Origin of the sequence: Geothrix rubra (assembly GCF_030268065.1) — a bacterium.
Taxonomy (GTDB): domain Bacteria; phylum Acidobacteriota; class Holophagae; order Holophagales; family Holophagaceae; genus Geothrix; species Geothrix rubra.
The window spans coordinates 354783-381274 of sequence record NZ_BSDD01000004.1; the positions used below are offsets into that span (position 1 = coordinate 354783).

At 70.8% G+C, this 26492-nt stretch carries 20 protein-coding genes; 8 read left to right on the forward strand and 12 right to left on the reverse strand.

The window, feature by feature from the left end; all coding sequences use genetic code 11:
- Positions 1–13 precede the first annotated feature (13 nt).
- From efp to QSJ33_RS12215, 3 genes are read left to right on the forward strand one after another with little or no spacing between them, the layout of a single operon-like run.
- The gene (efp, locus tag QSJ33_RS12205; RefSeq protein ID WP_285726505.1) at positions 14–589 is read left to right on the forward strand and encodes an elongation factor P; all 576 of its coding nucleotides are present in this window, start codon (positions 14–16) and stop codon (positions 587–589) included.
- A 16-nt stretch (positions 590–605) separates the two neighbouring features.
- The gene (gene rsgA, locus QSJ33_RS12210; protein ID WP_285726507.1) at positions 606–1745 is read left to right on the forward strand and encodes a ribosome small subunit-dependent GTPase A; all 1140 of its coding nucleotides are present in this window, start codon (positions 606–608) and stop codon (positions 1743–1745) included.
- A 21-nt stretch (positions 1746–1766) separates the two neighbouring features.
- Complete coding sequence (locus tag QSJ33_RS12215; RefSeq protein ID WP_285726509.1) at positions 1767–2696, forward strand: lysophospholipid acyltransferase family protein; 930 nt, start codon at positions 1767–1769, stop codon at positions 2694–2696.
- On the opposite strand, the gene QSJ33_RS12220 is transcribed toward QSJ33_RS12215, so the two are convergent.
- The 4 genes from QSJ33_RS12220 to QSJ33_RS12235 form a co-directional block, all read right to left on the reverse strand.
- Complete coding sequence (locus tag QSJ33_RS12220) at positions 2686–3723, reverse strand: proline iminopeptidase-family hydrolase (RefSeq protein WP_285726511.1); 1038 nt, start codon at positions 3721–3723, stop codon at positions 2686–2688. The genes QSJ33_RS12215 and QSJ33_RS12220 overlap by 11 nt on opposite strands.
- A 64-nt stretch (positions 3724–3787) precedes the next feature.
- Positions 3788–4540 carry a YiiX/YebB-like N1pC/P60 family cysteine hydrolase gene (locus tag QSJ33_RS12225; RefSeq protein WP_285726513.1) on the reverse strand — a complete coding sequence of 251 codons (753 nt, stop codon included), beginning with the start codon at positions 4538–4540 and terminating at the stop codon, positions 3788–3790.
- Positions 4541–4557: 17 nt separating this feature from the next.
- Positions 4558–6006 (reverse strand): NADH-quinone oxidoreductase subunit G, encoded by a 1449-nt coding sequence (locus QSJ33_RS12230; RefSeq protein WP_285726514.1) that lies wholly within the window; start codon positions 6004–6006, stop codon positions 4558–4560.
- A gap of 59 nt (positions 6007–6065) precedes the next feature.
- The gene (locus tag QSJ33_RS12235; RefSeq protein ID WP_285726516.1) at positions 6066–6404 is read right to left on the reverse strand and encodes a hypothetical protein; all 339 of its coding nucleotides are present in this window, start codon (positions 6402–6404) and stop codon (positions 6066–6068) included.
- Between the two features lie 103 nt (positions 6405–6507).
- Here QSJ33_RS12235 and purH point away from each other — a divergent pair, with 103 nt between their 5' ends.
- From purH to QSJ33_RS12250, 3 genes are all read left to right on the forward strand, one after another.
- Positions 6508–8055 carry a bifunctional phosphoribosylaminoimidazolecarboxamide formyltransferase/IMP cyclohydrolase gene (purH, locus tag QSJ33_RS12240; protein WP_285726519.1) on the forward strand — a complete coding sequence of 516 codons (1548 nt, stop codon included), beginning with the start codon at positions 6508–6510 and terminating at the stop codon, positions 8053–8055.
- 108 nt (positions 8056–8163) lie between these two features.
- The gene (gene alaS / locus QSJ33_RS12245) at positions 8164–10785 is read left to right on the forward strand and encodes an alanine--tRNA ligase (RefSeq protein WP_285726521.1); all 2622 of its coding nucleotides are present in this window, start codon (positions 8164–8166) and stop codon (positions 10783–10785) included.
- A gap of 77 nt (positions 10786–10862) precedes the next feature.
- The gene (locus QSJ33_RS12250; RefSeq protein ID WP_285726523.1) at positions 10863–13175 is read left to right on the forward strand and encodes an ATP-binding protein; all 2313 of its coding nucleotides are present in this window, start codon (positions 10863–10865) and stop codon (positions 13173–13175) included.
- A 13-nt stretch (positions 13176–13188) separates the two neighbouring features.
- On the opposite strand, the gene QSJ33_RS12255 is transcribed toward QSJ33_RS12250, so the two are convergent.
- The 4 genes from QSJ33_RS12255 to QSJ33_RS12270 form a co-directional block, all read right to left on the reverse strand.
- Positions 13189–14172 carry a DUF2231 domain-containing protein gene (locus QSJ33_RS12255; protein WP_285726525.1) on the reverse strand — a complete coding sequence of 328 codons (984 nt, stop codon included), beginning with the start codon at positions 14170–14172 and terminating at the stop codon, positions 13189–13191.
- Positions 14173–14184: 12 nt separating this feature from the next.
- The gene (locus tag QSJ33_RS12260; RefSeq protein ID WP_285726527.1) at positions 14185–15054 is read right to left on the reverse strand and encodes a DUF5777 family beta-barrel protein; all 870 of its coding nucleotides are present in this window, start codon (positions 15052–15054) and stop codon (positions 14185–14187) included.
- Between the two features lie 12 nt (positions 15055–15066).
- Positions 15067–15447, reverse strand: coding sequence for a c-type cytochrome (locus tag QSJ33_RS12265; protein ID WP_285726529.1), 381 nt, complete (start codon positions 15445–15447; stop codon positions 15067–15069).
- Between the two features lie 87 nt (positions 15448–15534).
- On the reverse strand, positions 15535–17451 hold the full coding sequence (locus QSJ33_RS12270; protein WP_285726531.1) for a CxxxxCH/CxxCH domain c-type cytochrome: 1917 nt from the start codon (positions 17449–17451) through the stop codon (positions 15535–15537).
- A gap of 360 nt (positions 17452–17811) precedes the next feature.
- On the opposite strand from QSJ33_RS12270, the gene QSJ33_RS12275 reads away from it, so the two are divergent.
- Both QSJ33_RS12275 and QSJ33_RS12280 read left to right on the forward strand, forming a co-directional pair.
- Positions 17812–20805 carry a sensor histidine kinase gene (locus tag QSJ33_RS12275; protein WP_285726533.1) on the forward strand — a complete coding sequence of 998 codons (2994 nt, stop codon included), beginning with the start codon at positions 17812–17814 and terminating at the stop codon, positions 20803–20805.
- Complete coding sequence (locus tag QSJ33_RS12280) at positions 20802–21443, forward strand: response regulator (protein ID WP_285726535.1); 642 nt, start codon at positions 20802–20804, stop codon at positions 21441–21443. Before QSJ33_RS12275 ends, QSJ33_RS12280 begins: the two co-directional genes overlap by 4 nt.
- Before the next feature lie 7 nt (positions 21444–21450).
- On the opposite strand, the gene QSJ33_RS12285 is transcribed toward QSJ33_RS12280, so the two are convergent.
- The 4 genes from QSJ33_RS12285 to rny are packed head-to-tail and all read right to left on the reverse strand — an operon-like array spanning position 21451 to position 26448.
- Positions 21451–21738 carry a DMT family protein gene (locus QSJ33_RS12285; protein WP_309564091.1) on the reverse strand — a complete coding sequence of 96 codons (288 nt, stop codon included), beginning with the start codon at positions 21736–21738 and terminating at the stop codon, positions 21451–21453.
- A gap of 15 nt (positions 21739–21753) precedes the next feature.
- Complete coding sequence (locus tag QSJ33_RS12290; RefSeq protein ID WP_285726552.1) at positions 21754–22080, reverse strand: DMT family protein; 327 nt, start codon at positions 22078–22080, stop codon at positions 21754–21756.
- Positions 22081–22083: 3 nt separating this feature from the next.
- Positions 22084–24762: a response regulator gene (locus QSJ33_RS12295; protein WP_285726554.1), complete on the reverse strand. Its 2679-nt coding sequence runs from the start codon at positions 24760–24762 to the stop codon at positions 22084–22086.
- A gap of 45 nt (positions 24763–24807) precedes the next feature.
- Entirely contained in the window at positions 24808–26448 is a 1641-nt protein-coding gene (gene rny, locus QSJ33_RS12300; protein WP_285726556.1) for a ribonuclease Y, read from the reverse strand.
- Positions 26449–26492 lie beyond the last annotated feature (44 nt).

Genomic DNA, 26492 nt, shown 5'->3' on the forward strand with positions numbered 1-26492 from the left:
CCGGAGACCCCCCATGGCCGCCCTCATCGAAGCCATCGGCATCAAGCGCAAAATGTTCTTCGAGCTCGAGGACACGCCGTACCACTGCCTCGACGTGGAAATTTCCACGCCCACCGCCCGGGGCGGGCAGACGCTCGTGCGCCTCAAGATGCGGAACCTCCTCACCCGCGCCGTCTTCGACAAGACATTCAAGGCCGGCGACAAGTTCAAGGAGCCCGACCTCGTCCTCTCCCCCGCCAGCTACCTGTACACCGATGGCGAAGGCTCCCACTTCATGGACCAGGAGACCTACGAGACCCACACCCTCAACGGCGAGATGGTCGGCGACGCCCTGGACTACCTCATCGAAGGCCAGGTGGTGCAGATCCAGAAGTTCAATGGCAACCCCATCGGCCTCCAGCTGCCCCAGCAGGTGGAGCTCACCGTGACCTACACCGAGCCCGGCGCCCGGGGCGACACGGCCAGCGGCAACGTCACCAAGCCGGCCAAGCTGGAGACCGGCATCGAGATCAAGGTGCCCCTCTTCATCAAGGAGGGCGAGAAGGTGAAGGTGAGCACCGAGACCGGCGAGTTCGCAGGCCGGGCCTAGGGATGGGGGCCCCGGCATGAGCCGCAAGTACCGCCTCGGCCAGAGCCGGGAGGCCCAGGACCTGGACCACCGGGATTCCTACAGCCGGGAGCGGAGCGCCGACAGCAAGCGGCGGCAGCGGCAGGCCGAACGCCTCAGCACCGACATCGAATCCCACGACGCCGAATCGCTCCTGAAGCTTCCGGACGCGGCCCCCTGGCTGCACCTCCCGGAAGCCACCCTCACCCAGCGGTACAGCCAGTGGGTGGACCTGGAGCTGGCGGACCGCACCCCCCTCCGCGCCACCCTGGGCGGCAAGCTCAAGGGCGTGCGCCTGGTCTGCGGCGACCGTGTCCGGTACTCGGCCGTTCCGGTCGAACCGGAGGATCCCGGCCTTCCGCCTCCTCCGCCGGTCCGGGGCGATGGGGGATCTCCCGAGGCCCAGGTGGTGGCCGTGATGCCGCGGAGGACCCTCCTCAAGCGGGGCGGCATCGACGACCGCGAGCCCTGGCAGCTCATCTGCGCCAATGCCGACGAGCTGTGGATCTGCGCCGCCGTGGTGGATCCGCCCCTGCGGCCGGGCCTGCTGGAGCGGGCCCAGGTGCTGGCCCTGGACGCCGGCCTGGCCTTCCGCATCATCGTCACCAAGCGGGACCGGGCCTCCCGGAAGGACACCTTGCCGGAGCTGGACCCCCTCCGGGAGCAGGGCTTGCCCATCCACGAGACCTCCGCCCTCAAGGGCGAAGGCGTCGAGGCCCTGCGGAGCCTCGTCGTGGACAAGGTCGTGGTGCTGCTGGGCCACAGCGGGGTGGGGAAGAGCACCCTGGTGAATGCGCTCCACCCCGAGCTGGCGCTGAGGACCGGCGGGCTCACCAGGTTCGGCACCGGCAAGCAGACCACCACCTCCGCCCGGTGGCTGCCCCTCCCGGGCGGCGGCACCCTCATCGACACGCCCGGCGTGCGCACCCTCAGCGTGCGCGGCTTCGACCGGGCCCTGCTGGGGCAGGTGTTCCCCGAGTTCCCGGCCGAGGTGCTGGAGGATCCCCTCGCCTTCGATGCCGAGGATGACGAGGTGCTCGACGCCCTGGGCCTCGACTACCCCGAGCGCCTCCAGAGCCTCCAGCGGCTGTGGCAGGAGATGGAGGACCGCAACCCCAACCAGAACGTGTGGCGATAGGGGACGCGGATGCAGGACCGGATGCAGTCCGATTCCCGCCTCCTGGGCCTCGCCTACGGCGCGGTGTTCGGGTCGCTGTTCCCCCTCTTCTTCTTCGCGGCGCGATCCTTCGCCCGGCGCAGCCGGGGCCACGAGATCGCGGACCAGGTGGCCAATGCCTTCCTGGCGCTGCGGCCCAAGTACCTGGAAGCCGTCCTCGGCAACACGGCCCAGGTGCTGGGGCTCCCGGCCAGCCATCCGGAGGTGGAGCGGGTGTCCCGGGACATGGTGCGCCAGCACGCCCGGGCCTGGGTGGACTTCTTCTGGTTCGGCCAGCGGGATCCTGGCGAGGCCCTGGCCCAGTTCGCCTCCATCGAAGGCCTGGCGCGGCTGGATGGGGCCATCGCCGATGGTCGGGGCGTCATCCTGCTCACGGCCCATGCGGGGAACTACGAGCTGGGCGGCCTGCTGCTGCGGGGCCGGGGACTCCGGATCCACACGGTCTACAAGCCCGACCGCTTCGAGGCCGTGGAGCGCCTGCGGGAGCGGCTGCGCAGCCAGGGCGGCGTCATCGGCCTGCCGGTGGATGGGCTGGGCTTCTCCACCCTGCCCCTGGTGAAGCTGCTCCGCGAGGGGGAGCTGGTGGGCATGCAGGGGGACCGGGACTTCAGCCTGAACGGCGTGGCGGTGCCCTTCTTCGGCCGGGAGGTGCCCTTCCCCCGGGGCCCCTGGGAGCTGGCGGCCATGACCGGGGCCCCCATCGTCACCAGCTTCTTCACCACCGACGAGGCGGGCCGGTTCCATGCCCGCTTCGGCGAACCCATCCATCTCCGCGGAGGCCGCGGCGAGCGCCTGGCCGAGATCGAGGCCGGGCTGCGGGCGTACGTGGCCGACCTGGAGGCCCTCATCCGGCGGCACCCCAGCCAGTGGTACTGCTTCTACCCCTTCTGGGACGATCCCCTCAGAATCTGACGGTCCGCTTCCCGGCGTCCACGGCCTCCAGGAACCTGATGAGCCCCTGGGCGTAGGTGGCCTGGTCGTCCCACATGGCCAGGTGGCTCCCTTTTGGACAGAGGAGGAAGCTGCCGTGCTGCACCTGGCCCGCCATCCACTTCATGTGGGCGGGGTCCATGGTGTCGTGGGCGGCGCCGATGACGAGGGTGGGCATGGCGAGCCTGGGCAGGTCGGCCTTGCGGTCCCAGTGTTCAAGCCGCCCCGAGGCGCCGAACTCGCTGGGCCCCTGCATGAGCACGTAGACCTGTCGGTTCATGCGTCCGAAGGCGCGGTTCACGGCGTCCGGCCACTCGGCGAGGCGGCAGACGTGCTCGTGGTAGAAGGCCGGGGTGAGCAGCTCCATGTAGCGGGGGCTCTCGTACTGGCCCTTCGCCTCCAGGGCCTTGATCTCCTTCAGCACCGCCGGATCCATCTGGGGGCCCAGCACCGTCTCCGCATAGCGGTTGTAGTCGGGGATGCTGGCCATCATGTTCGAGATGATCAGCCCCTTGAGGTTCTGCGGATGCTTCAGGGCATACTCCATGGCCAGGACCCCGCCCCAGGAGTGCCCCAGCAGGTAGAAGTCGTCCCTCGTGAGGCCCAGGGCCTGCCGGACCTGCTCCACCTCGTCCACGAAGCGGTCGATGGTCCAGAGGCTGTCGTCCGTGGGGCGGTCCGAGTCGCCCGAGCCCAGCTGGTCGTAGTAGATGAACTCGATGCCCTCGGCACCCAGCCAGTTCTCCAGGGCCTCGAAGTACTCGTGGGTGGCGCCGGGGCCGCCGTGGAGCAGGAGGAGCTTGATGCGGGGGTTGTGGCCGAAGCGCTTGGTCCAGACCTTGAAGGTGCCCTTGGGCGTCCGGATGGGGATCAGGCGCACGCCGGCGGCCTGGAGTTCCGAGGCCTTCGGGGCGAAGTAGGCCCGGAGGGTCGGGGCCTTCGCCGGGGGCGCGGCCGGAAGCCAGGCGGCCAGGAGGGCCAGGGACAGGGGGCGGAGGAACCGGAGCATGGCGTCTCCCGGGTGGCGGGCTGGGGTGGATTCGGGGGAAAGGATACACCCCGGAAGGGCCGCCTCAGGGCGTGCCCGGCAGGGCCAGGCGCTGGCCCGCCGCCTGGTGGAACTTCAGCACCTGGAAGTTGGGGCTCAGGTCGAAGTCGCGGGGCATGATGTAGCTGGGATGGCGCGCCAGCAGGCCCCGGTCGGGGCCGCGGACCTCGGGCTGCACGGGATAGTCCACCTTGTAGAAGGCCTTGGCGATGAGGGCCGAGCAGATGATCTCGCGGCTGGAGGAGCTGCCCAGGTACAGGGGGCGCCGCCGGATGCGGGCCGGCAGGAGGTGGAAGGGCGTGAGGTAGCGGCCCAGGTCGAAGATGTTCTGGCGGTCGTAGCGGTAGCCCAGGTGGCGGAACATCTCCTCCAGTACCCGGTCCAGCTCCAGCCGCGAGAGGCCCTGGGGCCGGCAGACGCGGAGGTTGTAGGCCAGGTAGGTGGACAGCGGGACGACCCGCACGCCCTCCCGCATGTCGCTCTCGATGAGCAGGCGGCCGGCCTCGGCCCCGAAGCGTTCCAGGGCCGCGTCCGCGTGGGGGCCGCCCCACCGCAGCAGGGTGTCTCCCAGGTACATGGCCGCATGGCTCCAGGAGCTCTGGGTGAGCACCTGGATCACCCGGCTGATGCGGGTGCGGCCCTCCACCAGCAGCACGTCCCCCGGGCGGACCTCGGCCTGCAGTCGCTCGCCGTCGTTCGGCACGCGCCGCTGGGTGGCCGGAACCTCGGTGGTGAGATAGCGGACCAGGCCGCGGGCGAGGGCGTCGTGCAGGAACACGGGGCCCCGCGCCCCGCCTAGACCGCGGCGGGAACGGCCGCCAGCTCCTTCACCCAGGCGGGGACGGTGCGGACGCCCTTCGGCGGTTGCAGGGCCTTCTGGTACCGCCGCAGCTCGCCGTCGTGGTTGACGATGAAGTCGCTCTCCTCCACGTAGCTGGTGATGGGCAGCCAGGCCGTCGCGGCGCGGCCCAGGTCGGAGGCCTCCACCTCCAGGGCGAGGCTGAAGGCCGCAGCCTTGAGGATGCGCCCGAGCAGCTCGGACTCCTTCGCGCTGGTGAAGGCCGCGTCGTGCAGCAGGACCACCGCCTTCACCTCGCCGCGCTCGACCTTGGCAAGCAGCTCCTCCAGGGCCCCGAAGCGGAAGCCGCGCTCGGAGAAGCCCCGCCGGTTGAGGATGCCGTCGGCGCTCTTCTGCAGCAGGGGCAGGACCACCGGGATCACCTTGTCGCCGCTGCCGTAGCGCAGGTCGGCGGCCGCCGCCAGCTCGCCCAGACGCTGGGCGGTGTCGCAGCCGAAGGTGCCCTGGCCGATCACGGCCGCGGGGCCCGCCGCCTGGAGGGCCTCCCGGATGGCGTCCAGGGTGGCCCCGGCGCCCCGGAGGAGGGGCTGGGCCGGACGATCCGGGCGGTTGTAGTGCGCGTAGGCGTAGCGCTCCTCATCGCTGATGAAGTGAGTGTCGTTCCGGTCCTCCAGGGGCCGGGGACGGAAGCGGTAGGCGGTGTTGCCCTCGTGGTCGATCCAGATGGGGCTGCCCAGCGCTGAATGGCGGCTGATGGAGGGCGTGCTCTTGAGGAACCACACCCGCTTGCGGAAGCGGAAGTCCCGGCTGGTGAGGGCCCCCACGGGGCAGAGGTCCACCACGTTCCCCGCGAAGGGGTTCTGGTCCATGCTCTTGCCCGTGAAGGTGGTGACCTCCAGCCGGGAGCCGCGCTGGGCCACCGTCAGTTCACCGCCGCCGCTGATCTCGCGGGTGAAGCGTACGCAGCGGGTGCAGTGGATGCAGCGGTTCTTGTCGATGACGATCTTGGCGCCCAGGTCCTCGTAGCGGTACCGGCGCTTCACCTCGGCCATGCGGGAGTCGCCGCTCCCGTAGCTGTAGGAGTAGTCCTGCAGCTTGCACTCGCCCGCCTGGTCGCAGATGGGGCAGTCCAGGGGGTGGTTCATGAGGAGGAACTCCATCACCCCGGCCCGGGCGTCGGCCACGGCAGGGGTGTTGGTGAACACCTCCATCACCACGGCCTCGGGATTGTCCTTGGGCGCGGGGGGGACGGTGGTGGTGCAGCTGGTGGCCAGCTTGGGCTGGCCCTTGATCTCCACCAGGCACATGCGGCAGGTGGCCACGGGCGTCAGGGCCGGGTGGTAGCAGTAGTGCGGGATGTCGATGCCGGCCTTCCGGCAGACATCCAGCACCAAGGCGCCGGGGTTCACGTTCATCTCAACGTCGTTGATCTTGATCGTCGGCATACACCCGCTCCAGGCCTTCCAGGATGGGGCCTCGCCCCCGGCAGGTAAAGTGGGGCGACTCAGGGCCTTCCGACGGCCCCGACCATGCAGCGGCGGCAGAAGTCCAGGAAGTCCTCCAGATCCGGGATATCCAGCTCCACTGTGGCGGGAATCACATTCGGGATCACCACCCGCCTGCGGAGTTCCCCCACGGCCTCCAGGGAGAAGACGAACCAGGCCAGCCGATCCTTCTCCGAGGAGAGGGACACACTCACGGTCTTGGTCTCGAAGAACAGGTCGGGGGCGCTGCCGCCCTCCGGGGTCCGCCAGTCGGGAATGTGGCCCCGCTTCACGAACTCCTCCCGAAGCTGGGCCAGGGTGTGCTGGACCGTGAACTGGACCTCGACCTGGACATCCATGTCGCCCTCCTGGAGCCTTTATCGGACCCTCGGCGCAGAAACCCAAACCTGGTGTTCCCCGGGCGGGATCGCCATGGAAAAATCGAGGATTCGGGGGAATGGCATGCCGACGGCATTGATCTCGGTCTACGACAAGACGGGCCTGCTGGGCCTGGCGGAGGGCCTGCTGGCCCTGGGCTGGCGCCTGCTGGCCACGGGAGGCACCCTGCGCACGCTGCAGGAGGCCGGACTCGAGGCCCAGGAGGTGGCCGCCTACACCGGGGCCCCGGAGTGCTTCGACGGCCGGGTGAAGACCCTCCATCCCAGGATCCACGGCGGCCTCCTCTTCCGGCGCGACCTCGAGGCCCACACCGCCGACGCCGCCCGCCTGGGCATCGAACCCATCGACCTGGTGGCCATCAACCTGTACCCCTTCGAGGCCACCATCGCCCGGGAGGGCGTCACCGCCGACGAGGCCATCGAGCAGATCGACATCGGCGGCCCCAGCATGATCCGCAGCGCCTCGAAGAACCACGCCTCGGTGACCGTGCTGACGTCCCCCGACCAGTACGGCCCCTTCCTCGAGAAGCTGAAGGCCGGCGACTGGAGCCTGGAGGACCGCCGCCACTGTGCCCTGGAGGCCTTCCGCCGCACCGCCGCCTACGACGCCGCCATCGCCGGCTGGATGGAGCGGGAGCAGGCCCCCCCTGACGAGGGCACCGGCCTTCCCCACCACCTCTGCATCAACCTCGCCCAGAAGCAGGGGCTGCGCTACGGGGAGAATCCCCACCAGCCCGCGGCCTTCTATGTCGAGCCCGGCCGGGTGCCCTCCGGCATCGCCGCCTGCGAACAGCACCAGGGCAAGGAGCTGAGCTTCAACAACCTGCTGGATGCCGACGCCTGCGCCCGCCTGGTCTGGCAGTTCCCCGCCCCCGCCTGCGTCATCGTCAAGCACAACAATCCCTGCGGCGTGGGCCAGGGCCCCCATGCCCTGGAGGCCTTCATGAAGGCCCAGGCCGGCGATCCGGTCAGCGCCTTCGGCGGCATCGTGGCCTTCAACCGTCCCGTGGGCGTGGAGGTGGCCCGCGTCATGGCCCAGAACTTCTGGGAGGTGATCCTGGCCCCGGCCTTCACGGGCGAGGCCCTCGAGGTCTTCGCCGCCAAGAAGCAGCTCCGCATCCTCCAGACGCCGGACCGCTGGCCCCAGAGCGCCGAGGGGCTGGACACCCGCTCCATCGGCGGCGGCTACCTCGTCCAGCGCACCGACGACGCCTTCGTGCCCTTCGAGGACTGGGAGATGAAGGCCAGCGGCAGCGGCCCCCGGCCCAAGGCCGAGGACCTGATGCTGGCCCAGCGGGTGGCCAAGGCCGTGAAGTCCAACGCCATCGTTCTGGTGAAGGACGGCAGCACCGTGGGCATCGGCGCCGGCCAGATGAGCCGGGTGGACTCGGTGGAGATCGCCTGCCGCAAGGCCGGGGACAAGGCCCGGGGCGCCGCCCTGGGCAGCGATGCCTTCTTCCCCTTCGCCGACGGCCTGGAGCTGGCCGCGCGCCATGGCGTCACCGCCTTCGTCGAGCCCGGCGGCAGCCTGCGCGACAAGGAGGTCATCGAGGCCGCCCAGAAGCTGGGCGTGTGGCTCTTCTTCACCGGCATGCGACATTTCCGCCATTGATGTCCTCCGGGGGTTCCGCGCTTCGCGCACACCCCCGGGACCCCCGCGCGCGGTCCGGGCTGAGCCCATCCCGCGCTTCTTTCCCCGACTGAACCGACTGGATCCTCCATGAAGACCTCTGAACTCCGCCAGCGATTCCTGCAGTACTTCGAGCGCCAGGGGCACCGGCGGGTGGCCTCGAGCCCGGTCATCGGCCCGGCGGACGACCCGACGGTGATGTGGACCAACGCCGGGATGGTGCAGTTCAAGGACCTCTTCCTGGGCAAGGAGAAGCGGGACTACAGCCGGGCCACCACCAGCCAGAAGTGCCTGCGGGCCGGGGGCAAGCACAACGACCTGGACCAGGTGGGCTTCACGGCCCGCCACCACACCTTCTTCGAGATGCTGGGCAACTTCAGCTTCGGGGACTACTTCAAGGCCGACGCCATCCGCTTCGCCTGGGAGTTCGTCACGGGCCCCGTGGCCGCCGGGAACCTCGGCCTGGACCCCTCGAGGCTCTGGATCACGGTCTTCGAGGGCGCCGAGGGCGTGCCCGCGGACACCGAGGCCGAGGAGCTCTGGAAGGCCGCGGGCGTGCCCCCCGAACGCATCCTGCGTTTCGGGAAGAAGGACAACTTCTGGCAGATGGGCGACACGGGTCCCTGCGGCCCCTGCTCGGAGATGCACTACGACCGCGGCGCCCACATCCCCGGCGACGAACTGCCCAACGGCGAGGGCGACCGGGTCATGGAGATCTGGAACCTCGTCTTCATGCAGTACGAGCGCGACGGCAACGGCGTCCTGACGCCCCTGCCCAAGCCCAGCATCGACACCGGCATGGGGCTGGAACGCACCGCCAGCATCCTGCAGGGCGTGGACACCAACTACGAGATCGACCTCTTCCAGCCCATCTTCGACGCCATCTGGGCCGTGGCGAAGGTGAAGCCCGAGGAGCGCCGGGAGCACACCAACCGCACCGCCTCCCAGGTGATCGCCGACCACATCCGGGCCGCCACCTTCATGAGCTTCGACGGCGTGGTCCCCAGCAACGAGGGGCGCGGCTACGTGCTCCGCAAGATCATCCGCCGGGCCCTGCGCTTCGGCCGGAAGCTGGGCATCGAGGGCCTCTTCTTCGCCGACCTGGCCCCGGCGGTGTTCCAGGCCATGGGGGACCAGTACCCCGAGCTCCTGCCCGAGGTGGGCCGCATCCAGAAGGTGATCCACCGGGAGGAGCGGCAGTTCAGCCAGACCCTCTCCACCGGGCTGCGGACCCTGGAGGCCCTCGATGTCTCCGGCGGCGCCCTGGCGGGATCCGACATCTTCCGCCTCTACGACACCTACGGCTTCCCCGTGGATCTGGTGGAGGACTGGTGCCGCGAGCGGGGCGTGAAGGCCGACATCGCCGGCTTCCAGGCCGAGCTGGGCGCCCAGCGCACCCGGGCCCGGGCGGCCATGAAGACCCACGACCTGCGGCTGAGCGGGGATCTCGCGGTCCTGGCCGACCTGCCCCAGACCCGGTTCACCGGCTATGACCACCTGGAGGGGCAGGCCCACGTGGTGGCCCTCTTCGACGCCCAGAGCCGGCGGGTCAAGCAGCTTTCCGGCGAGGGCTACGTGCTGCTGGACCGCACCCCCTTCTACGCCCAGTCGGGCGGCCAGGTGGGTGATCACGGGCAGCTCCGCTTCGAGGGCGGCATGGCCGAGGTGCTCGACTGCACGGCTCCGGCCCCCAAGCGCCACCTCCACCGCGTGGCGGTCCAGGGGACCCTGCTGGAGAACATGTCCGTGTCGGCCCAGGTCTACACCATCCGCCGCCGGCGGGTCCGCGCCCACCACACCGCCACCCACCTCCTCCACGCGGCCTTGCGGGAGGTGCTGGGCACCCACGTCAAACAGGCCGGCAGCGTGGTCGACGACACCCGTCTGCGCTTCGACTTCACCCACTTCGCGCCCCTGGAGCCCGAGCAGATCGCCGAGGTGGAGCGCCTCGCCACCCGGGAGGCCCTGAAGTGCCTGCCGACGCACGTGAACGAGATGGACATCGACGAGGCCCTGGCCTCGGGCGCCATGGCCCTCTTCGGCGAGAAGTACGGCGAGGTGGTGCGGGTGGTCCAGGTGCCGGGCTTCTCCACCGAGCTCTGCGGCGGCACCCACGTGATGAACACCGGCGAGATCGGCGTGGTGAAGATCATCTCCGAGGGCGCCGTCAGCGCCGGGGTGCGCCGCATCGAGGCCGTGGCCGGCGACATGGCCCTGGAGCTCCTGCAGTCGGACGAGGCCATGATCCAGGGCCTCTCCCGGCAGGCCAATTCCGGCCGCGAGGCCCTGCCCGAGGTGTTCACCGCCAAGGACCAGCGCATCACCCAGCTGGAGCGCGAGCTCAAGGAGGCCAAGCTGAAGGCGGCCAGCGGCGGAGGGTCCGCCGAGCAGGTGGAGCAGGTCAAGGGCCTCAAGCTCGTCACCGCGGCTGTCGAGGGGCTGGAGGGCAACGCCCTTCGCGAGCTCATGGACCAGGTCCGCACCCGTCACCCCGACGCCGTCATCGCCCTGGCCTCGAAGGTGGCGGAAGGCAAGGTGGCCGCCCTGGTCTCCGTGGCCCCGGGCCTGCCCCAGGACGCGGGGGCCCTCTTCAAGGCCATGCTGCCGGCCCTGGGTGGCCGGGGCGGCGGCAAGAAGGACCTGGCCCAGGGCGGGGGCACCCATCCGGAGGGCATTCCCCAGGCCCTCGAGGCCCTCCGGGCGGCCCTCTAGCGGCAGCCGGAACTCACGATCCCGGCGCCTCCCGCCGACAGGGTGGGGGTACGTCCCTGGGGATTCCTGCCTCGATGATGTCCATCCGCCGCCTGCTCCTGCGGGATCTCCTGATCCTGGCCGGCGGCGTGACCGCCCTCATCCTGGGCGTCTCCTGGTGGCAGCAGCGGCAGGCCCTGCGCCAGCAGGCGGACCTCCGGGCCGCGGAATCCCTCCGGCACCTGGACCGCATGCTCAAGGCTGACCTGGGGCAGGCCCAGGCCCTCGGGGCCATCCTCCAGTCCTGGTGGACCACCGAGGCCCTCGACCCGGCGGATGCCGAGCGCACCGCCCGCCTGGTCACCCCTCTGCTGGCGGGTCAGCGGGGTGTCACGAGCCTCAACCTGGCCCGCAGCGACGAGCACTCCCTGCTCTTCCTGAAGCTGGGGGGGGCCTGGTCCCTCCGGGAGCTCCGACCGGCGGGGACCTCGGCCGAGGTGCGCTGGATGCGCCTGGATGCCGGCGGCCACATCCTGAGCCAGGAGCCCTGGACCCCCATGGCCTACGACCCCCGCACCCGCCCCTGGTACCTGGCCGCGGCGGCGGGTGGCTCCGGTGCCTGGACGGAGGCCTACGCCTTCTACACGACCCATGATCCGGGCATCACCTACACCGTGCCGGTCCGCGGCCCCGGCCCGGATCTGCGCGGGGTGGCGGCCCTGGACTTCCTCCTGGACGACCTCACCCAGGCCGTCTGGGAGGCCCAGCCCACCCCCCGCAGCCGCTGCCTGGTGGTGGACGAGCAGGACCGGGCCCTCATCCTCCCGAAGGATCCCGCCTTCGCCACCCCGGAGGCCCGCCGGCAGGCCTTCCTCCGCCCCCTGGGAACCTCCTTCCTGGCCCTCCACCATCGCCTCCTCCAGGCGCTGCCCCAGGGCGGGGACCAGACCCTGAGCTTCGAGGGCTCGCCCATGGTGGGCCGCGTGCAGGTCTTCGAGGGTCTGCCGGGCGTCCAATGGCGCCTCGTCCTGGCCATCCCCGAGGAGGACCTCATGGGCTCCGCCTTCCGGCGGGTCCTCGGTCTCGTCGCGCTGGCCCTGGTGAGCCTGGGGCTCGCCGTCTGGCGCATCCGCCGGCTGGCCGTGCAGGTCGCCACCCCCATGGCCCGGCTCGGCGATCTGGCCGAGGCCCTGGGCCAGGGCGCCCTGCCGCCGCCCATCGAATCGGACCTCCGCGAGGTGCTCAGCCTGGACCGCGCGCTGCGGCGGGCCCAGGAGAGCCTCGTGGACCAGGGCCGCCTCCAGCGGCAGCTGGAGCACAGCCAGCGCATGGAGACCGTGGGCACCCTGGCCGGCGGCATCGCCCACGACGTGAACAACCAGCTGGCGGCCATCCTGGGGCAGCTCCACCTCTGCCGGGAGCTGCTCCCGGAGGGCCACTCGGTGATGGATCGCCTGGACAGGGCGGAGGAGGCCACCCGGCGCTGCGCCCAGACCACCAAGGCCCTCCTCTCCTTCAGCCACCAGTCCCGCCCCGAGCTGCGGCGCCTGGACCTCAACGCCCTCGTCGGGGAGACCGGGGCCATCCTGGACCGGCTCCTCGGCGGGCGGATCCGGCTCGTCCTGGAACTGGCCCCGGACCTGCCCTGGGTGCAGGGGGACGGCGTCCAGCTGGAGCAGGTGCTCATGAACCTGGCCGTGAACGCCCGGGACGCCATGCCCGAGGGCGGGACCCTCTCGCTGCGCACGCGGCAGAACGTCGCCGGGGAAGTCTGCCTGGAGGTGCAGGACACCGGCCCGGGCATCCCCGATTCCGCCCTCCCGCACATCTTCGAGCCCTTCTTCACCACCAAGGAGCTGGGGAAGGGCACGGGGCTGGGCCTGGCGATGGTCTTCGGCATCGTGAAGGCCCACCAGGGGCGCATCCAGGCCGAGAACCCGCCCGAGGGCGGGGCCCGCTTCCGCATCACCCTGCCCCCCGCCGGCCGTCCCCACGACTCGGGCCCCCTCCGGAAGACCGGCCTCCGGGCGGAGACGCGGCTCGTCGGGGTGCGGGTGCTGGTGGTGGAGGACGAGGCCCTGCTCCGGGACATGCTGGCCGACGCCCTCACGCTCGCCCGCGCCCAGGTGACGCCCGCGCAGGATGGCGCCGTGGCCTGGCGGGCCTGGCAGGCGGGGGACTTCGACCTCGTCCTGAGCGACCACCGCATGCCCGACTGCACCGGCTACGAGCTGCTCCAGCGCATCCGGGCCGCGGGTTCGGACGTGCCCTTCATCCTGGTCAGCGGGCAGGGCCTCGATGCCGTGGAGAAGGAGCTGGCGCGGGATCCGCGGACCCGCCTCCTGCCCAAGCCCTTCGAGATGCCCCGGCTGCTGGCCTTGATGGCGGAGATGCTGGGCCGGAAGGGCTGACCCCGCCGGATCATCACCTCGACCCGGCCATCCCTTTGGCATGGCAGGTGAGGCATGAGGCCAGGTGGGGATCCGGGCTGCGCCAGTAGACGAAGTCCTCGCCCCCCACCTCGGCCCGTTGGGCCTCCGGCACCCGCGGCCAGTAGAAGGCGAGCTTGGGCTTCCCGTCCGCGGCGATCTCCAGGAAGTAGAGGGGCCCGACATCCTGGCTGGGCTTGCCGCCGTGGTCCTCGTACGTGCTCATCACCGCGTAGGCGCCGGGTTCCAGGGGCTTGCCGGCCTTGTAGGCGTCGATGGCGGAGGCCGTCACCCAGATCCGGCCCCAGCGGTTGCCGTGGGCCTTGCTTCGGAAAGGGGCCGCCTGGGCCGGCTCCAGGCTGGCGTAGTCCAGGGCCCGGACGGGGACCTCGGCCTCGGCGTCCAGCCGCTTGGCCTCCACGGCCTCGGCGGCGGCCTTGTTGGTCTCCTCGTTGCCGAAGACCATCACGCCCCCCAGCTTGCCGCAGAAGCCCCAGGCGCCCACCCACATCAAGCCTGCGGCAAGGGCCGGGATGCCCACGCCCCGCTCCCAGAACCGGCGCCCCTCGTGGCGGCGGTGAGGCGCGCCACCCAGGGCAGCCTGGTTGTCCCTGTGCCAGGCCCGCCAGAGCAGCCACACAGTGAGGCTGCCCAGGAGGACCCCGCTCAGGGCTGCCAGTTCGTGGAGCTGGAGGATGCGCTGGAGCACCTGCTTGCCGCTATCCACCACCGGGAAGTACCCGCCCCCGGGGATGAGCGCGATCTGCCGGCCCCACATCAGCCCGCTGAAGAGGGCCACCGCGCTGCCGGCCAGGGCCACCAGCCCGATGAAGAAGGCGGTCCGCGTCCACCGCTCCGGGTTCCGCGACCAGAAAGAGCCCAGCATGGCCAGGGGCAGGGTGATCACCAGGCCCAGGGGCACATGGACGAAGGCCGGGTGCTCCCGGGCGATGAGCTCGATCAGGGGCGAGGCCGTCATGGATCTCCCGACTCAGAACACGCGGATGACGTTGAAGCCGATGGACCACTGGCTGGTGGGCCGGGGGCCGCCGCCGTAGTCCCCGCTGAGCACCTGGTTGCCGGTGGTGCCGGTGGTGTTGGTGCCCATGAGGGTGAACTTGTGCTTGAAGGTCCGGTACGACACGCCGGCGGCGAACCCGTTCTGGTAGGTGGTGCCGTCCGTGAGCCCGCCAGGCGCCGCGTTCTTGAACTTGGAGGGACGCGGGTAGTACTCGGCCACCACGCTGAACTTCTCCGTGATCTCGCCCCGGAGGCCCACTCCCACGTTGAAGACGCCGGACTTGTTCGGCGTGGTGTTGGGCGTGGCCCCGGGCGGCACGGGCAGGATCGTGTCCGTGGTGGTGGTCCGCGTGATGTAGGTGGGCACCAGCGAGAGGACGACGCTGTCCCCGAGGAAGAACTCCGTGGGCAGCTGGAAGGTGCCGCCCGTGAGGCCCACGCGGCCGAAGGGCGTGGTCGTCTGCGGCACCACCTCATCGAAGCGCTCGGCCCGGAAGGCCATGCGGACCAGGTCCCGGTCGAGGATCTGCTGCTGGAAGCCGAAGGTGAAGGTCTTGTTGTCGGCCGTGCGGTAGATGAGGATGTTCAGCCCCTTGATGGGCTTGATCCCGAAGGCGAAGCCGAGGCCCGGGTAGGTGTAGCCGTCCAGGCCGTACACGTCCTTCCCGTGGTCCTTCACGGGCGTCACGAACCGGTGGGTGAAGGCGAGGCCGATGTCCCAGTACTGCATCCGCCCGGCCGTCGGGAGGTTGATGGCCAGGGGGAAGTCCGAGGATTCGGCCCGGAGCGCCCCCCCGGCCAGGAGGGCGCATGCGAGCAGGGGGGCGGTCTTCTTCGACATGGGGGCTCCGGGTCAGTGCCTGGCGGCGAATTTGCGCAGGATCTCGGTGACGAACCGCTGGGCATCCGCCTCGGTCATCTTGTCCTTGAAGGCCGGCATCTTGTCCTTGCCCTGCAGGGTGATCTTCACCCAGTCGGCATCCTTCTTCCGGTTGGCCTTGCGGCTGTCGGTGAAGTCGAAGCCCGCATCGGGCAGGGGCGTGCCGTTGTTGTCCCGGCCGTTGCCGTTCACGCCGTGGCAGCGGGCGCAGGCATTGGTCCAGTACTTCTGGATGTCACCGTCGAACTTGGGAAGGTCCTTGGCGGGATCGCCGGCGACGAGGGAGGAACCCGCCAGCAGCAGCGCCGGGAGGAGAAGGCTGAGCCTCCGGGGGAGAAGGGTGAGGTTGGCCATGGTGGCTCCTTTGGAGGGGGGGTGGGATCCCCAAGGTGGCGGTGGGTCGCCGCGCCGCCCGGCGCGGGGTCGGAAGGAATGGGCTTGTCAGTTCCAGGTGTTCCCGGAGGTCGAGTGGTCCTGGCCGTGGCAGGTGAGGGCGCAGCCGCCCTTCCCCTGGGTGCTGGCCGTGACGGTGTAGGTCCGCGCCCCGGTGACCACCGCCGGGTCGAAGGCGATGGTGTCGCTGGGGAACTGGTCCGCCGGCGTGCCCGTCACCGCCCCGCTGACGGCCTGGGTGTCGAGGTACTTGAAGTGGTTCCTGGCCCCGGCGGTGGTGAGCGCCATGTTGTGGCAGGTGGAGCAGGCGGTGTTGTGCTCGCCGGGATTCGAGTGGCGGCCGGTGGCATCGTTGTACTGGGGGCTGGTGGTGGAACCGGTGCGCACCTGGTGGCAGGAGGTGCAGGTGGCCGCGTTGGTCCCGCTGAGGGTGCCGGTCTGCCAGTTGGGCGTCGTCTTCCCGCCGTGGCAGCTGACGTTCGAGCAGGTGAGCGTCCCGGCGGCGAAGGCGGCGGCCCCGGACTGGGCATTGAAGGTGGTGCCGAAGGCCACGGGTGCCGGGGCCGTGGGTTGGCTGACCCGGGCATTGGCGGCGTTGTAGTGGGTGAGGCTGCCCGATCCGATGCCGTTGTGGCAGGTGTTGCAGCTGAGCTGGGTCAGGAGCCCCATGTGCTTGGCGTGGGCCCCGGCGAGGCTCGGGAATGCGGTGCCCGTGGGCCCCGCGGGGAGGCCGGAGGGTCCCGAATGGCAGGACAGGCAGGTGCCCGGGCCACTGCCGGCCGCCAGGGGCGAGGCCGCCTGGTGGCAGACACTGCAGGCCGGCGCGGCGGAAATGGGCGAGGTGCCGGACACGGCATGGCAGGCGGCGCAGTTCCCGTCGAACTGGGCCTGGGTCACGGTGGTGTGGTCCACGCCGATGAAGGGGATCGGATGGGGGGCGGCGCCGGGACCATTCGCATGGCAGCCCACGGCTGCGTGCTCGGAATTGGCATAGGAAGCCGAGAAGCAGCTGGGGGCGGCGGGCAGCGGGGCCGTGCGGCCCTTCACGAGGCCGTCGTGGCAGTCGTTGCAGGCCGTGAAGTTCCCGGCGTTGCGGTGAGACTGGACGTAGCCGGGGAAGGTGGCGACAGGCGCCTGGTACCAGGTGGTGGAGTGGGCCCCCGCCGCGGTGTGGCAGGACGAGCAGGCGGTGCTGGCGCTCCCTCCGTCGAACTTGGGCGTGCCGGGGGTGCCGTGGCAGCCCTGGCAGTAGTTCAGGTCCTGCTTGGCCTGGAGGCCGTGGAAGGCGTTGCTGGTGGGATCGGTCCAGATGGGGCCCAGGGCGTGCGGGGCGCCCACATTGCCGTGGCACATGGTGTTGTTGAAGCAGCCGGGCGTGGTCCCCGCCGGCGCCGGGTTGGCCGGGTGCCCGATGGGGTTCACCGGAGAGCCCGGGTAGTGGCACTGGGCGCAGACGGCGGCGTTCGAGGGGTCGGTGGTGGTGTGGGTATGGAGGGACCCCGCCGAGGCCCGCCAGGGCTTGGCCGGATGGGGCGCGGGCACGCCGTGGCAGCTGGCGCAGCTCTGGGCGGAGGCCCCGCCGGAGAAGTCCTTCGCGTGGCAGATCTGGCAGGCGGCGAAGCTGCCCCCCGGCGTACCCACGCCCCACTTCGCCCGGGCGCCGTGCAGGTCGGCGTTGGCCCAGCCGGGGGTGCTTCCGTGGTGGCACGCGGAAGTCAGGCAATTGGGGATGCCGCTGCCGGCCTTGAGGAGGCTGATCTCGTGGCATGTCCTGCAGGTGGCCGTGGAGGACGCCGCGGCCGCCTGGTGGTCGTTGATCCAGTTGGCCGGGTGGTAGTGCCCGTAGTACTCGGCCACGGTCCCGTTGGCCCCGTGCCCGCAGCCGCTCAGGGACAGGATTCCCAGAAGGACGGCGCCGCAGAGTCCGCCGAGGAGGCCCCTGGTCCAAGTCTGCGTGTGGCTCATGCGTCACCCTGATGAAAGACAAGGAAAAAACAGTAATCCAGCGCCCTTAAGGCGACCAATATCCGACCTATATGTAATAAATGCGTAAGGCTATGTGGTTCATCTTAACCACCGTCCCGCTCCAGACAAGGGCCCAGAACCGAACGTTCCGGTAACTTTTTTTAAGAAATTGAGACGCTAATTCCATAAAACCCACGAAAACCCCGAAACGCAGCCGAACCCCGGATCGAGGCTTTCCCCAAGCATTCAGTGGCTGTCCGAACACGATCGTCTAAGAAGCGCCGGTTGACCATATCCGGAACAGCGCCAACCGATTAATCCCTTCGATCTAGCCGCTCCTCCGTTGATCCCGATCCGGCGATGGCCTACGCTTCCCCATTCATGGAAATGCCGGCGAACGGAGTCCGGGCCCCCTGGGCCCGCAGGGGTGGGAAGGGGTGGCTCCTCCTCCTGGCCCTCGGCCTCGCCGGATGGCCGGCCCGGGCCCTCGACCCCGCCCGCGCCCTGCCGGCCTGCGCCCACCGCTTCTGGAACACGGAGAACGGGCTGCTGCAGGACACGGCGACAGCCCTGCTGGAATCCCGGGACGGGTTCCTCTGGATCGGCGCGGAGGAAGGGCTGGTGCGCTTCGACGGCGCCCGCTTCGTGCCGTTCTCCCGGGTCAACGCGCCCACCTTCACCAACACAGGGGTGCGTTGCCTGGCGGACACCACGGACGGGGCCCTCTGGATCGGCACCTCCCAGCCCGGCCTCTATCGGCTGCGGGGGGGGGCCTTCACGCGCCTCGGCTCCGAGCAGGGGCTCCCCGATATCCCCATCCGCCGCCTCTTCCGCGATCGGCAGGGCACCCTGTGGGCCGCCCCCGAGGAGGGGCCGCTCCTCCGCCTGGAGGGGGCGCGGTTCCAGGCGGTGCCCTGCGATGCGGCCCACCTCCGGATCCGGGCGCTGGCGCAGGGGCCGGATGGCACCCTCTGGGCGGGCGGGGCCGACTCGGGGCTCTGGCGCCTCCACGACGGCCGACTGGTCCTCAGCGCGCTCACCCCGGGGGAGATCAGCGCCCTCGATGTGACGCCGGATGGCCAGGTCTGGGTGGGCACCCGGACCGGAGGCCTCCTCGCCTACCACCAGGGCCGCCTGGAGACCCCGGCCTGGGCCCGGGCCCTGCCTGCCTCCGCCATCCTCACCCTCCTGGCGGACCGCGAGGGCAGCCTCTGGATCGGCACGGACCGGGCGGGCCTCTTCCGGCACACGCCGGACGGGCGGCTGGAACGGCCGCCCTGGGGGGCCACAGGCCCCTGGGGCGTCCTCTCCCTCCTGGAAGACAGCTCGGGCGCGCTGTGGGTCGGCACGGAGAACCGGGGCCTCCACCTGATCTCCGAGGTGCCCTTCCAGCCCGTCCCCGGACCGGGGAATGATCCCCAGGCCCCTGTCCGCATGGTGTGCGAGGATGCCGGCGGCACCGTCTGGTGCCTGCTGGGCGACCACCGCCTCGCCGTCCTCCAGGGGGGACAGGTGACCCGCTTTCCCACGGGCGCCCTCCTGGAGCGCAGCGGGGCGTCCGCCCTCTGGCCCCGCCGGGCCGGGGGACTCTGGGTGGGGACCCCCGACGGCGACATCCTCCTCTTCGAAAGGGGCGGCGCCCGCCGGCTGGCCCCCTCCCTGGGGGATGCCGTCCTCGCCCTCTACGAGGACCCCGGCGGGTCCCTCTGGGTCAGCACGGTCCGTCAGGGTCTCCGCCGCCTGGCACCCGGCGGGGGGGACGAACTCCTCTTCCCCGCGGACCAGGGGGTGGTGGCCATGGCCGGCGGCGGCCAGGAGCCCCTCTATCTCGGCAGCCGGAGCCGGGGGCTGGGTCGGATGGAGAAGGGCCAGGTGCACTGGCTGGGCGGGGCGGAGGGCCTCGACAGCCTCTCGGTGCTCTCCCTGCGGCTGGACGAGACCGGTGATCTCTGGGTCGGCACCCAGGACGGCCTGCGGCTCTACCGCGAGGGGGCGTTCCAGCGCTTCCCGGCCCTGCCCGAACCCCTCCGCATGGCCATCCACGCCATCCTCGAGGACACGGACGGCCGGCTGTGGGTGACGACGCGGCAGGGCGTGGTCCGGGTGGACAAGGCCGCCCTCCTGGCCACCCTGGACCGGCCCGGACCCGTCCCCCTGGTCAGCTTCGACCAGCGCGACGGCCTCCCCAGCCGGGAGATGAACCAGGGACCCCAGCCGGCGGCCTGGCGGACCCAGGAGGGGGATCTCTGCCTGCCCACCGGCCGGGGCCTGGCCGTTCTCGACGCCCGCCTCCGGCCGCCCGCGGCACCCCGCCTGCAGGTGCACCTCGAGCAGGTGCTCAGCGATGAGCGGGCGCTGCCGCTGGCCTCCGGCATGACCCTTCCGCCGGGGGTCCATCGCCTGGAGATCCACTACACCGCGACCTGCCTCTCGGCCGGCGAGCGGATCCGCTTCCGCTACCGCCTCGCGGGGTTCGACCAGAGCTGGAACGAGGTGGGGCAGCGGCGCTTCGCCGTGTATTCCAACCTGCCGCCCGGCCGGTACCACTTCCTCCTGGAGGCCTGGAATCCCGAGGACGATGGGCCCCCCAAACAGACGGGCTTCGACCTCACGCTCGAGCCCTACCTCTACCAGCGCCCCGTCTTCTGGGCCTTCTGCGGCCTGGTGGTCCTCGCCTTCGCCGGATGGCTGCACCGCCTGCGGCTCCAGCAGCTGGAGGCCCGCTCCGCCGTGCTGGCCGAGCGCAACCGCATGGCCCGGGAGATCCACGATCACCTGGCCCAGGGCTTCACGGGGGTGCTGCTCCAGATGGAGGCCGCGGAGGCGCTGCTGGGTCGGCTCCAGGGGGATCCCAAGCCGGTGCTCACCCGGCTGGAACACGCCCGCCAGCTCGCCTCGGACAGCCTCCAGGAGGCCCGCCGCTCCGTGATGGCCCTCCGGCCCCGGAAGCCCGAGGGCACCGATCTCCTGGGGGCCATCCGGCTCCTGGCGGACCGCCTCCTGGTGGGCACGGACATCCGGGTGGACCTGGCCCAGAGCGGCCGGCCGCGGTCCCTCAGCGAAGCCATGGAGGAGGAGCTCCTGCGCATGGCCCAGGAGACCCTGACCAATGCCCTCCGCCACGGCCGGGCCCGGGCCATCCAGGTGCTCCTGGCCTGGGAGGGCCGCCGGGTGCGCCTGAGCATCCAGGACGACGGCCGGGGCTTCGACCCCAAAGCCCAGTCCGCCGGCTACGGCATGCGCAGCATCCGTGAGACCCTGCGTAGGTTGAGGGGCCGCCTCGACGTGGAGAGCCGGCCCGGCGCCGGCGCCCGCATCACCATCACCCTGCCCCTCCGGAGGTGGCGTCCATGACCCCTGAGCCCGATCCCATCCGCCTCCTCATCGTCGACGACCACCCGGTGGTGCGGGACGGCCTCGTGGCCATCCTCCACCAGGGGGAACCCGACCTGGAGGTGGTGGGCGAGGCCGGGGAGGGCCGGGAGGCCGTGACCCGGTGGCGGGAGCTGCGGCCCACCGTGACCATCATGGACCTCCAGCTCCCCGGCCAGAGCGGCGTGGAGGCCATCACGGCCATCCGAAGGGAGGACCCCGAGGCCCGCGTGCTGGTGCTCACCACCTTCGACGGGGACGCGGACATCCAGCGGGCCCTGGAGGCCGGAGCCCGGGGCTACCTCCTGAAGAACGTCCGCCGGGCCACCCTCATCGAGGCCGTGCGTGCCGTGGCCGCGGGCCAGCGCTACCTGCCGCCCGCCACGGCGGCGCGCCTGGTGGAGGCCATGGAATCCGAGCGCCTCACGGCCCGGGAGCTGGACGTGCTCGCGCTCCTGGCGAAGGGCATGCGGAACCGCGAGATCGCGGAGGAACTGCGGCTGGCGGAGCCCACCATCAAGATCCACGTGAACAACCTGCTTCGGAAGCTCCAGGTGAAGGACCGCACGGAAGCCGCCGTCGTGGCCCTGCGACGGGGGCTCATCCACCTGGAGCCCTGATCCGGGCCTACTTCCGGAAGGTGAAGAACACCGCCCCCACCAGGCAGAGCGCCGCCCACAGGTGGTTCAGGTGCAGGCGCTCCCGCATCCAGAGCGCGGTGAAGGCCCCGAAGACCGCCAGGGTCACCACCTCCTGGATCACCTTCAGCTGGGGCAGCGTGAAGCGCCCGTAGCCGATCCGGTTGGCGGGGAGGCCAGGCAGTATTCGAGCCCGCAGCAGGAGCGGAGGGCCACCGGCGCGCAGCGACGGCCCGAAGGGCGGCCGCGCAGGAGGCGTGGCCGTGAGGAACGCGATGCCCGAGGGATGGGCCTATTTCCGGAAGGTGAAGAACACCGCCCCCACCAGGCAGAGCGCCGCCCACAGGTGGTTCAGGTGCAGGCGCTCCCGCATCCAGAGCGCGGTGAAGGCCCCGAAGACCGCCAGGGTCACCACCTCCTGGATCACCTTCAGCTGGGGCAGCGTGAAGCGCCCGTAGCCGATCCGGTTGGCGGGGACGGCCAGGCAATATTCGAAGAACGCGATTCCCCAGCCCGACAGGATCGCCAGCCAGACCGGCCAGTCCCGGTGCTTCAGGTGCCCGTACCAGGCGAAGGTCATAAACATGTTGCTGAGGACGAGCAGGAGGACGGTCCGCATCGCTCAGGCCCCCAGGACGGACTGGACCTTGGCGAGGAGCTCCCTCGGCCCGTAGGGTTTCTGGAGGAACCCCTTCAGCCCCTTGCCCATGAATCGGCTCATGGCCTCCTGTTCGTTGTACCCGGAGCTCAGGATCACGCGGATCTCCGGCTGCCGCTGGCGCATCTCGCGGAAGGTCGCCTCGCCACCCAGGTGCGGCATCGTCATGTCCAGGAGCACCAGGGCAATGTCGGTTCCCTTGCGCTGGAGCAGCTCCAGGGCCACCAGCCCGTCCTCGGCCTCCAGCACCTCGAACCCCTTGAGCTCCAGGGTCTGCCGGGCCACGGACCGCACCGTCTCGTCGTCATCCACCACCAGGACCAGGCCGGTCCCCTGCCAGGCCGGCTCGCTGGAGCCCGGGCCGACGGGCTCCTGGGCCTGCCCCTGGGCGGGGAAGAGCACCTTGAAGGTGGTGCCGCGCCCCACTTCCGAGTAGACCTTGAGGGCCCCCTTGTGGCCGCGCACGATGCCCATGATCGCGGAGAGCCCGAGCCCCCGGCCCGTGAACTTGGTCGTGAAGAAGGGTTCGAAGATCCGCCCGATGGTCTCCGGATCCATCCCGCACCCCGTGTCCGAGACCTCGAGGTAGATGTAGGTGCCCGGGGCGACGTCCTGGCCCACGAGCAGGGCGCGGATCATGGCCGCATCGAGGTGCTGGGCGCCCGTGGCCAGGGTGATGAGCCCGGAGGTCTCGCCGATGGCCTCGGCCGCGTTGATCACCAGATTCATGATCACCTGCTGGATCTGGGCGGCGTCCGCGGAGATGGCCGGCAGTCCGCGGCGGAGGTCCAGCTTGAGGACCACGGTCTTCGGCAGGCTCACCTCGAGGAGGTGGACCATCTCCTCCACCTGGGCCGTCAAGTCGAGGTTCCGCACCACGAACTGGCCACGGCCCGAGTAGGCGAGCATCTGTCGGGTGAGATCCGCCGCCCGCTGGCCGGCCTTCTGGATGGCCTCCAGGTTCCGCCGGGCCGGATGCAGGGGGTTCAGCTGCTCCAGGGCGAGGCCGGCGTGGCCCAGCACCCCCATCAGGAGGTTGTTGAAGTCGTGGGCGATGCCGCCGGCAAGCACGCCCAGGCTCTCCATCTTCTGGGCCTGGAACAGCTGTCGTTCCAGGGCGGTGCGATCGGTCTCCGCCTGTTTCTGGGCGCTGATGTCCCGCACGATGGCCTGGACGATGGGCCCGTCCTCCCGCGACATCAGGGTGAGGCTCACCTCGCAGGGGAACTCGTGCCCGTTGCTCCCGAGGTGATGCCACTCGAACCGCTGGGAGGGCCCCTGGATCGCCCCCTCGATGCGCCGCAGGGCGGCCTCGCGGCTCCGCTCCCCGGAGGGCTGGAACTCCGGGCTGAGGTCCCAGGGAGCCCGCTCCAGCAGCTGCTCCCGGGACAGGCCGAAGAGGCGGACGGCGGCCTCGTTGACGGCCGCGAACCGCCCGTTCCGCAGCAGGAGATGCGCATCCGGGGCCTGCTCGAAGAGCTGGCGGAACCGGGCCTCCTCCGCCTCCAGGTCCCTTCGCGCCTGGAGCCGGTTCAACACGAGGCCGGCGGCGCCGGCCAGGCTTTCCAGGGCCTCGAACCGCTTCTCCGAAACCGTCAGGTGGCCCTGGTCACCGAAGGAGCCGCCGAAGAGGGTGCCCACGATCTCCCCCTGGTGGGCCAGCGGAACCCCGAGGAGGGTCCGGTAGGGCCAGGCCCCGAGGTCGGGGATCTCGGCATGGCCCTCGCAGCGGTGGAGATGGAGGCTCCTGTGCCCGAAGTGCAGGGCCTCCATGAGGGAGTCCGCCCTCACCGGAACCGGTTCGCGGATGGCCGCAGGGCTGCCGAAGACCTCGAGACCGGGTGTCCAGTGCACGGTGGTACTGGTCCGGCTCGCGGGGTCGAAGCGGTTCAGCCACCAGTTGGGGGCCGGGACGATGCGCCCGGCCCAATGGAACAGGGCGGCCACGAGGGCCGACTCGTCGTGCGCCTCGGCCAGGTCCCGCACGCCCTGGGCCAGGTCCTGGGCCAGGCTGGCGGACTCCTCCAGGGCCGCCTGGGCCCGCAGCCGCTCCAGGGCCAGGGCGGCGATCCGGGACAGGCTCTGCAGGACGGACAGCTGGTCCTCGGAGGGTGCCAGAGAAGCCTCCCCTTCGAGGGCCACCGCGTACAGCACGCCGCCGACCTGCCCCTCGAACACCAGCGGGAGCCCCAGCAGGCTCCGGATGCCGAAGGTCGCCACCAGGCCCGGCTCGACCCGCCCCGGTTCCGCCCCGGTGTCGGCCACGAAGCTCGTCCGCCGGTAGCCGTAGACCTCCCGCGCGAAGGCCCCGTCCGACACGGGGATGCTGAGCCCCCGGATGACCTCCCCGAACCGGGCCCAGACGCTGGGGGTCCAACCCGCGATCTCGACCCGGGGACCGTCCCCCCGCTCGAGGACCTGGCCGATACACCAGTGGGGCGTGGGGAGGATCTTCGCGGCATGGGCCATGAGCACCTGGTAGGCCTCTTCCGGCCTCCGGACCAGGCTCAGGGCGTAGATGCCCTCGGCCAGCTGGCGCTGGAACCCCTCGCTCTGCCGGAGCCGCTCATCCAGGTCGCCCCGCCCCGCCCCCCCGTTCGAGGGCAGGCGGGGCGCGGCGGGGTTCGGCACAGGCTCTTCCAAGATCCTTCCAGGGGTCCTGCCGGGAACTCTATCAGAGCCTGCGTCTCAGCGGGCGATCTCCACGGCCCGCAGCTCGCGCATGACGGTCACCTTGATCTGGCCGGGGTACTGCATCTCGCTTTCGATGCGCCGGGAGACGTCCTTGGCAATCCAGTAGGCCTGGTCGTCGTTCACGGCGCCGGCGTCCACCAGGATGCGGATCTCGCGGCCCGCCTGCATGGCGAAGCTCTTCTGGACCCCCTTGTAGCTGTTGGCGATCTCCTCGAGCTTCTCGAGGCGCTTGACGTAGGTCTCCAGCATCTCCCGCCGGGCGCCCGGCCGGGCGGCGCTGAGGGCGTCGGCGGCGGTGATCAGCATGGCCTCCACCGTGCGGGGCTCGAAGTCCCCGTGGTGGCAGCTCATGGCGTGGATGACCTCCTCCTTCTCCCCGTAGCGCTGCATCAGCTGCATGCCGATCTCGATGTGGGTGCCCTCCACCTCGCGGTCGATCGCCTTGCCGATGTCGTGGAAGAGGCCGGCGCGCCGGGCGACCTTGGCATCGGCCCCCATCTCGCCCGCCATGTACTCGGCGATGCGGGCCACTTCCTTGGTGTGCTCCAGCACGTTCTGGCCGTAGGAGGTCCGGTAGTTCAGGCGGCCCACCAGCTTGTGCAGCTTCGGGTGGACGTCCGGGAAGCCCAGCTCGATGCAGGCGGCCTCGCCGATCTCCTTCAGGTGCTGGTCCATGTCCACCTTGACCTTCTCCACCACCTCCTCGATGCGGGCGGGGTGGATGCGGCCGTCCGCCAGCAGCTTGAGGATGGCCTGGCGGGCCACCTCGCGGCGGATGGGGTCGAAGCTGGAGACGACGATGCTCTCCGGCGTGTCGTCCACGATGAGGTCGCAGCCCGTGGCCTTCTCCAGGGCCCGGATGTTGCGGCCCTCGCGGCCGATGATGCGGCCCTTCAGGTCGTCGCTGGGCAGCTGGACGGAGCTGACGGCCTGCTCGGCCACCACGTCCGAGGCCACGCGCTGGATGGCGGCGCCGATGGTCCACCGGGCCTTCTTCATGGCCTCCTCCTGGGCCTCCTCCTCGATGCGGCGCACCAGCTTGGCGGCGTCCATCTTGGCGACGTACTCCAGCTGGGCCGTCAGCTCCTTCTTCGCGTCCTCCCGGGTGAGGCCGGCGATCTCCTCCAGCCGCCGGGCCTGGGCTTCCACCAGCTGCTTGGCCTCGGCCTGCTGGGCTTCCAGCTTCTCCAGGTCGGCCTTGCGCTTCTCGGTGAGGGTCTCCAGATCCTTGGCCTTCTGGTCCACCTGCTGCAGCTTCTTGTCGAGGCCCTCCTCCTTGGCCTGGAGGCTCGCCTCCTTCGAGTGGAGGCGCTGCTCCTGCTTCTCCTGGCTGGCCAATCGCTCGGCGAGCAGCTTCTCCGCCTCCTGCCGGGCCTGGAGGGCCTGTTCCTTGGCCTTCAGCTCGGCCTCCTTCCGGAAGGCCTCCGCCTCCTGCTCGCCCCGGTCCCGGAGGCGCTGGGCCTCCCGGGCCGCCTCGGCGAGGAGGCGCTCACGCTCGGCCTTCACCTCCTGCTCGGCCCGGGCCTGGGCCTGGGAGCTCTCCACCGCGGCCTTCTGGGCCCGCAGGGACATGAGGTACGCCACGGCCCCGGCCGCCAGGGCCAGGAAGAGGAATATCCAGCTGATCAGATTCATGGGCGACTCCGGGAAGGAAGGTCCAGGAGCCACCAGCACGTGAT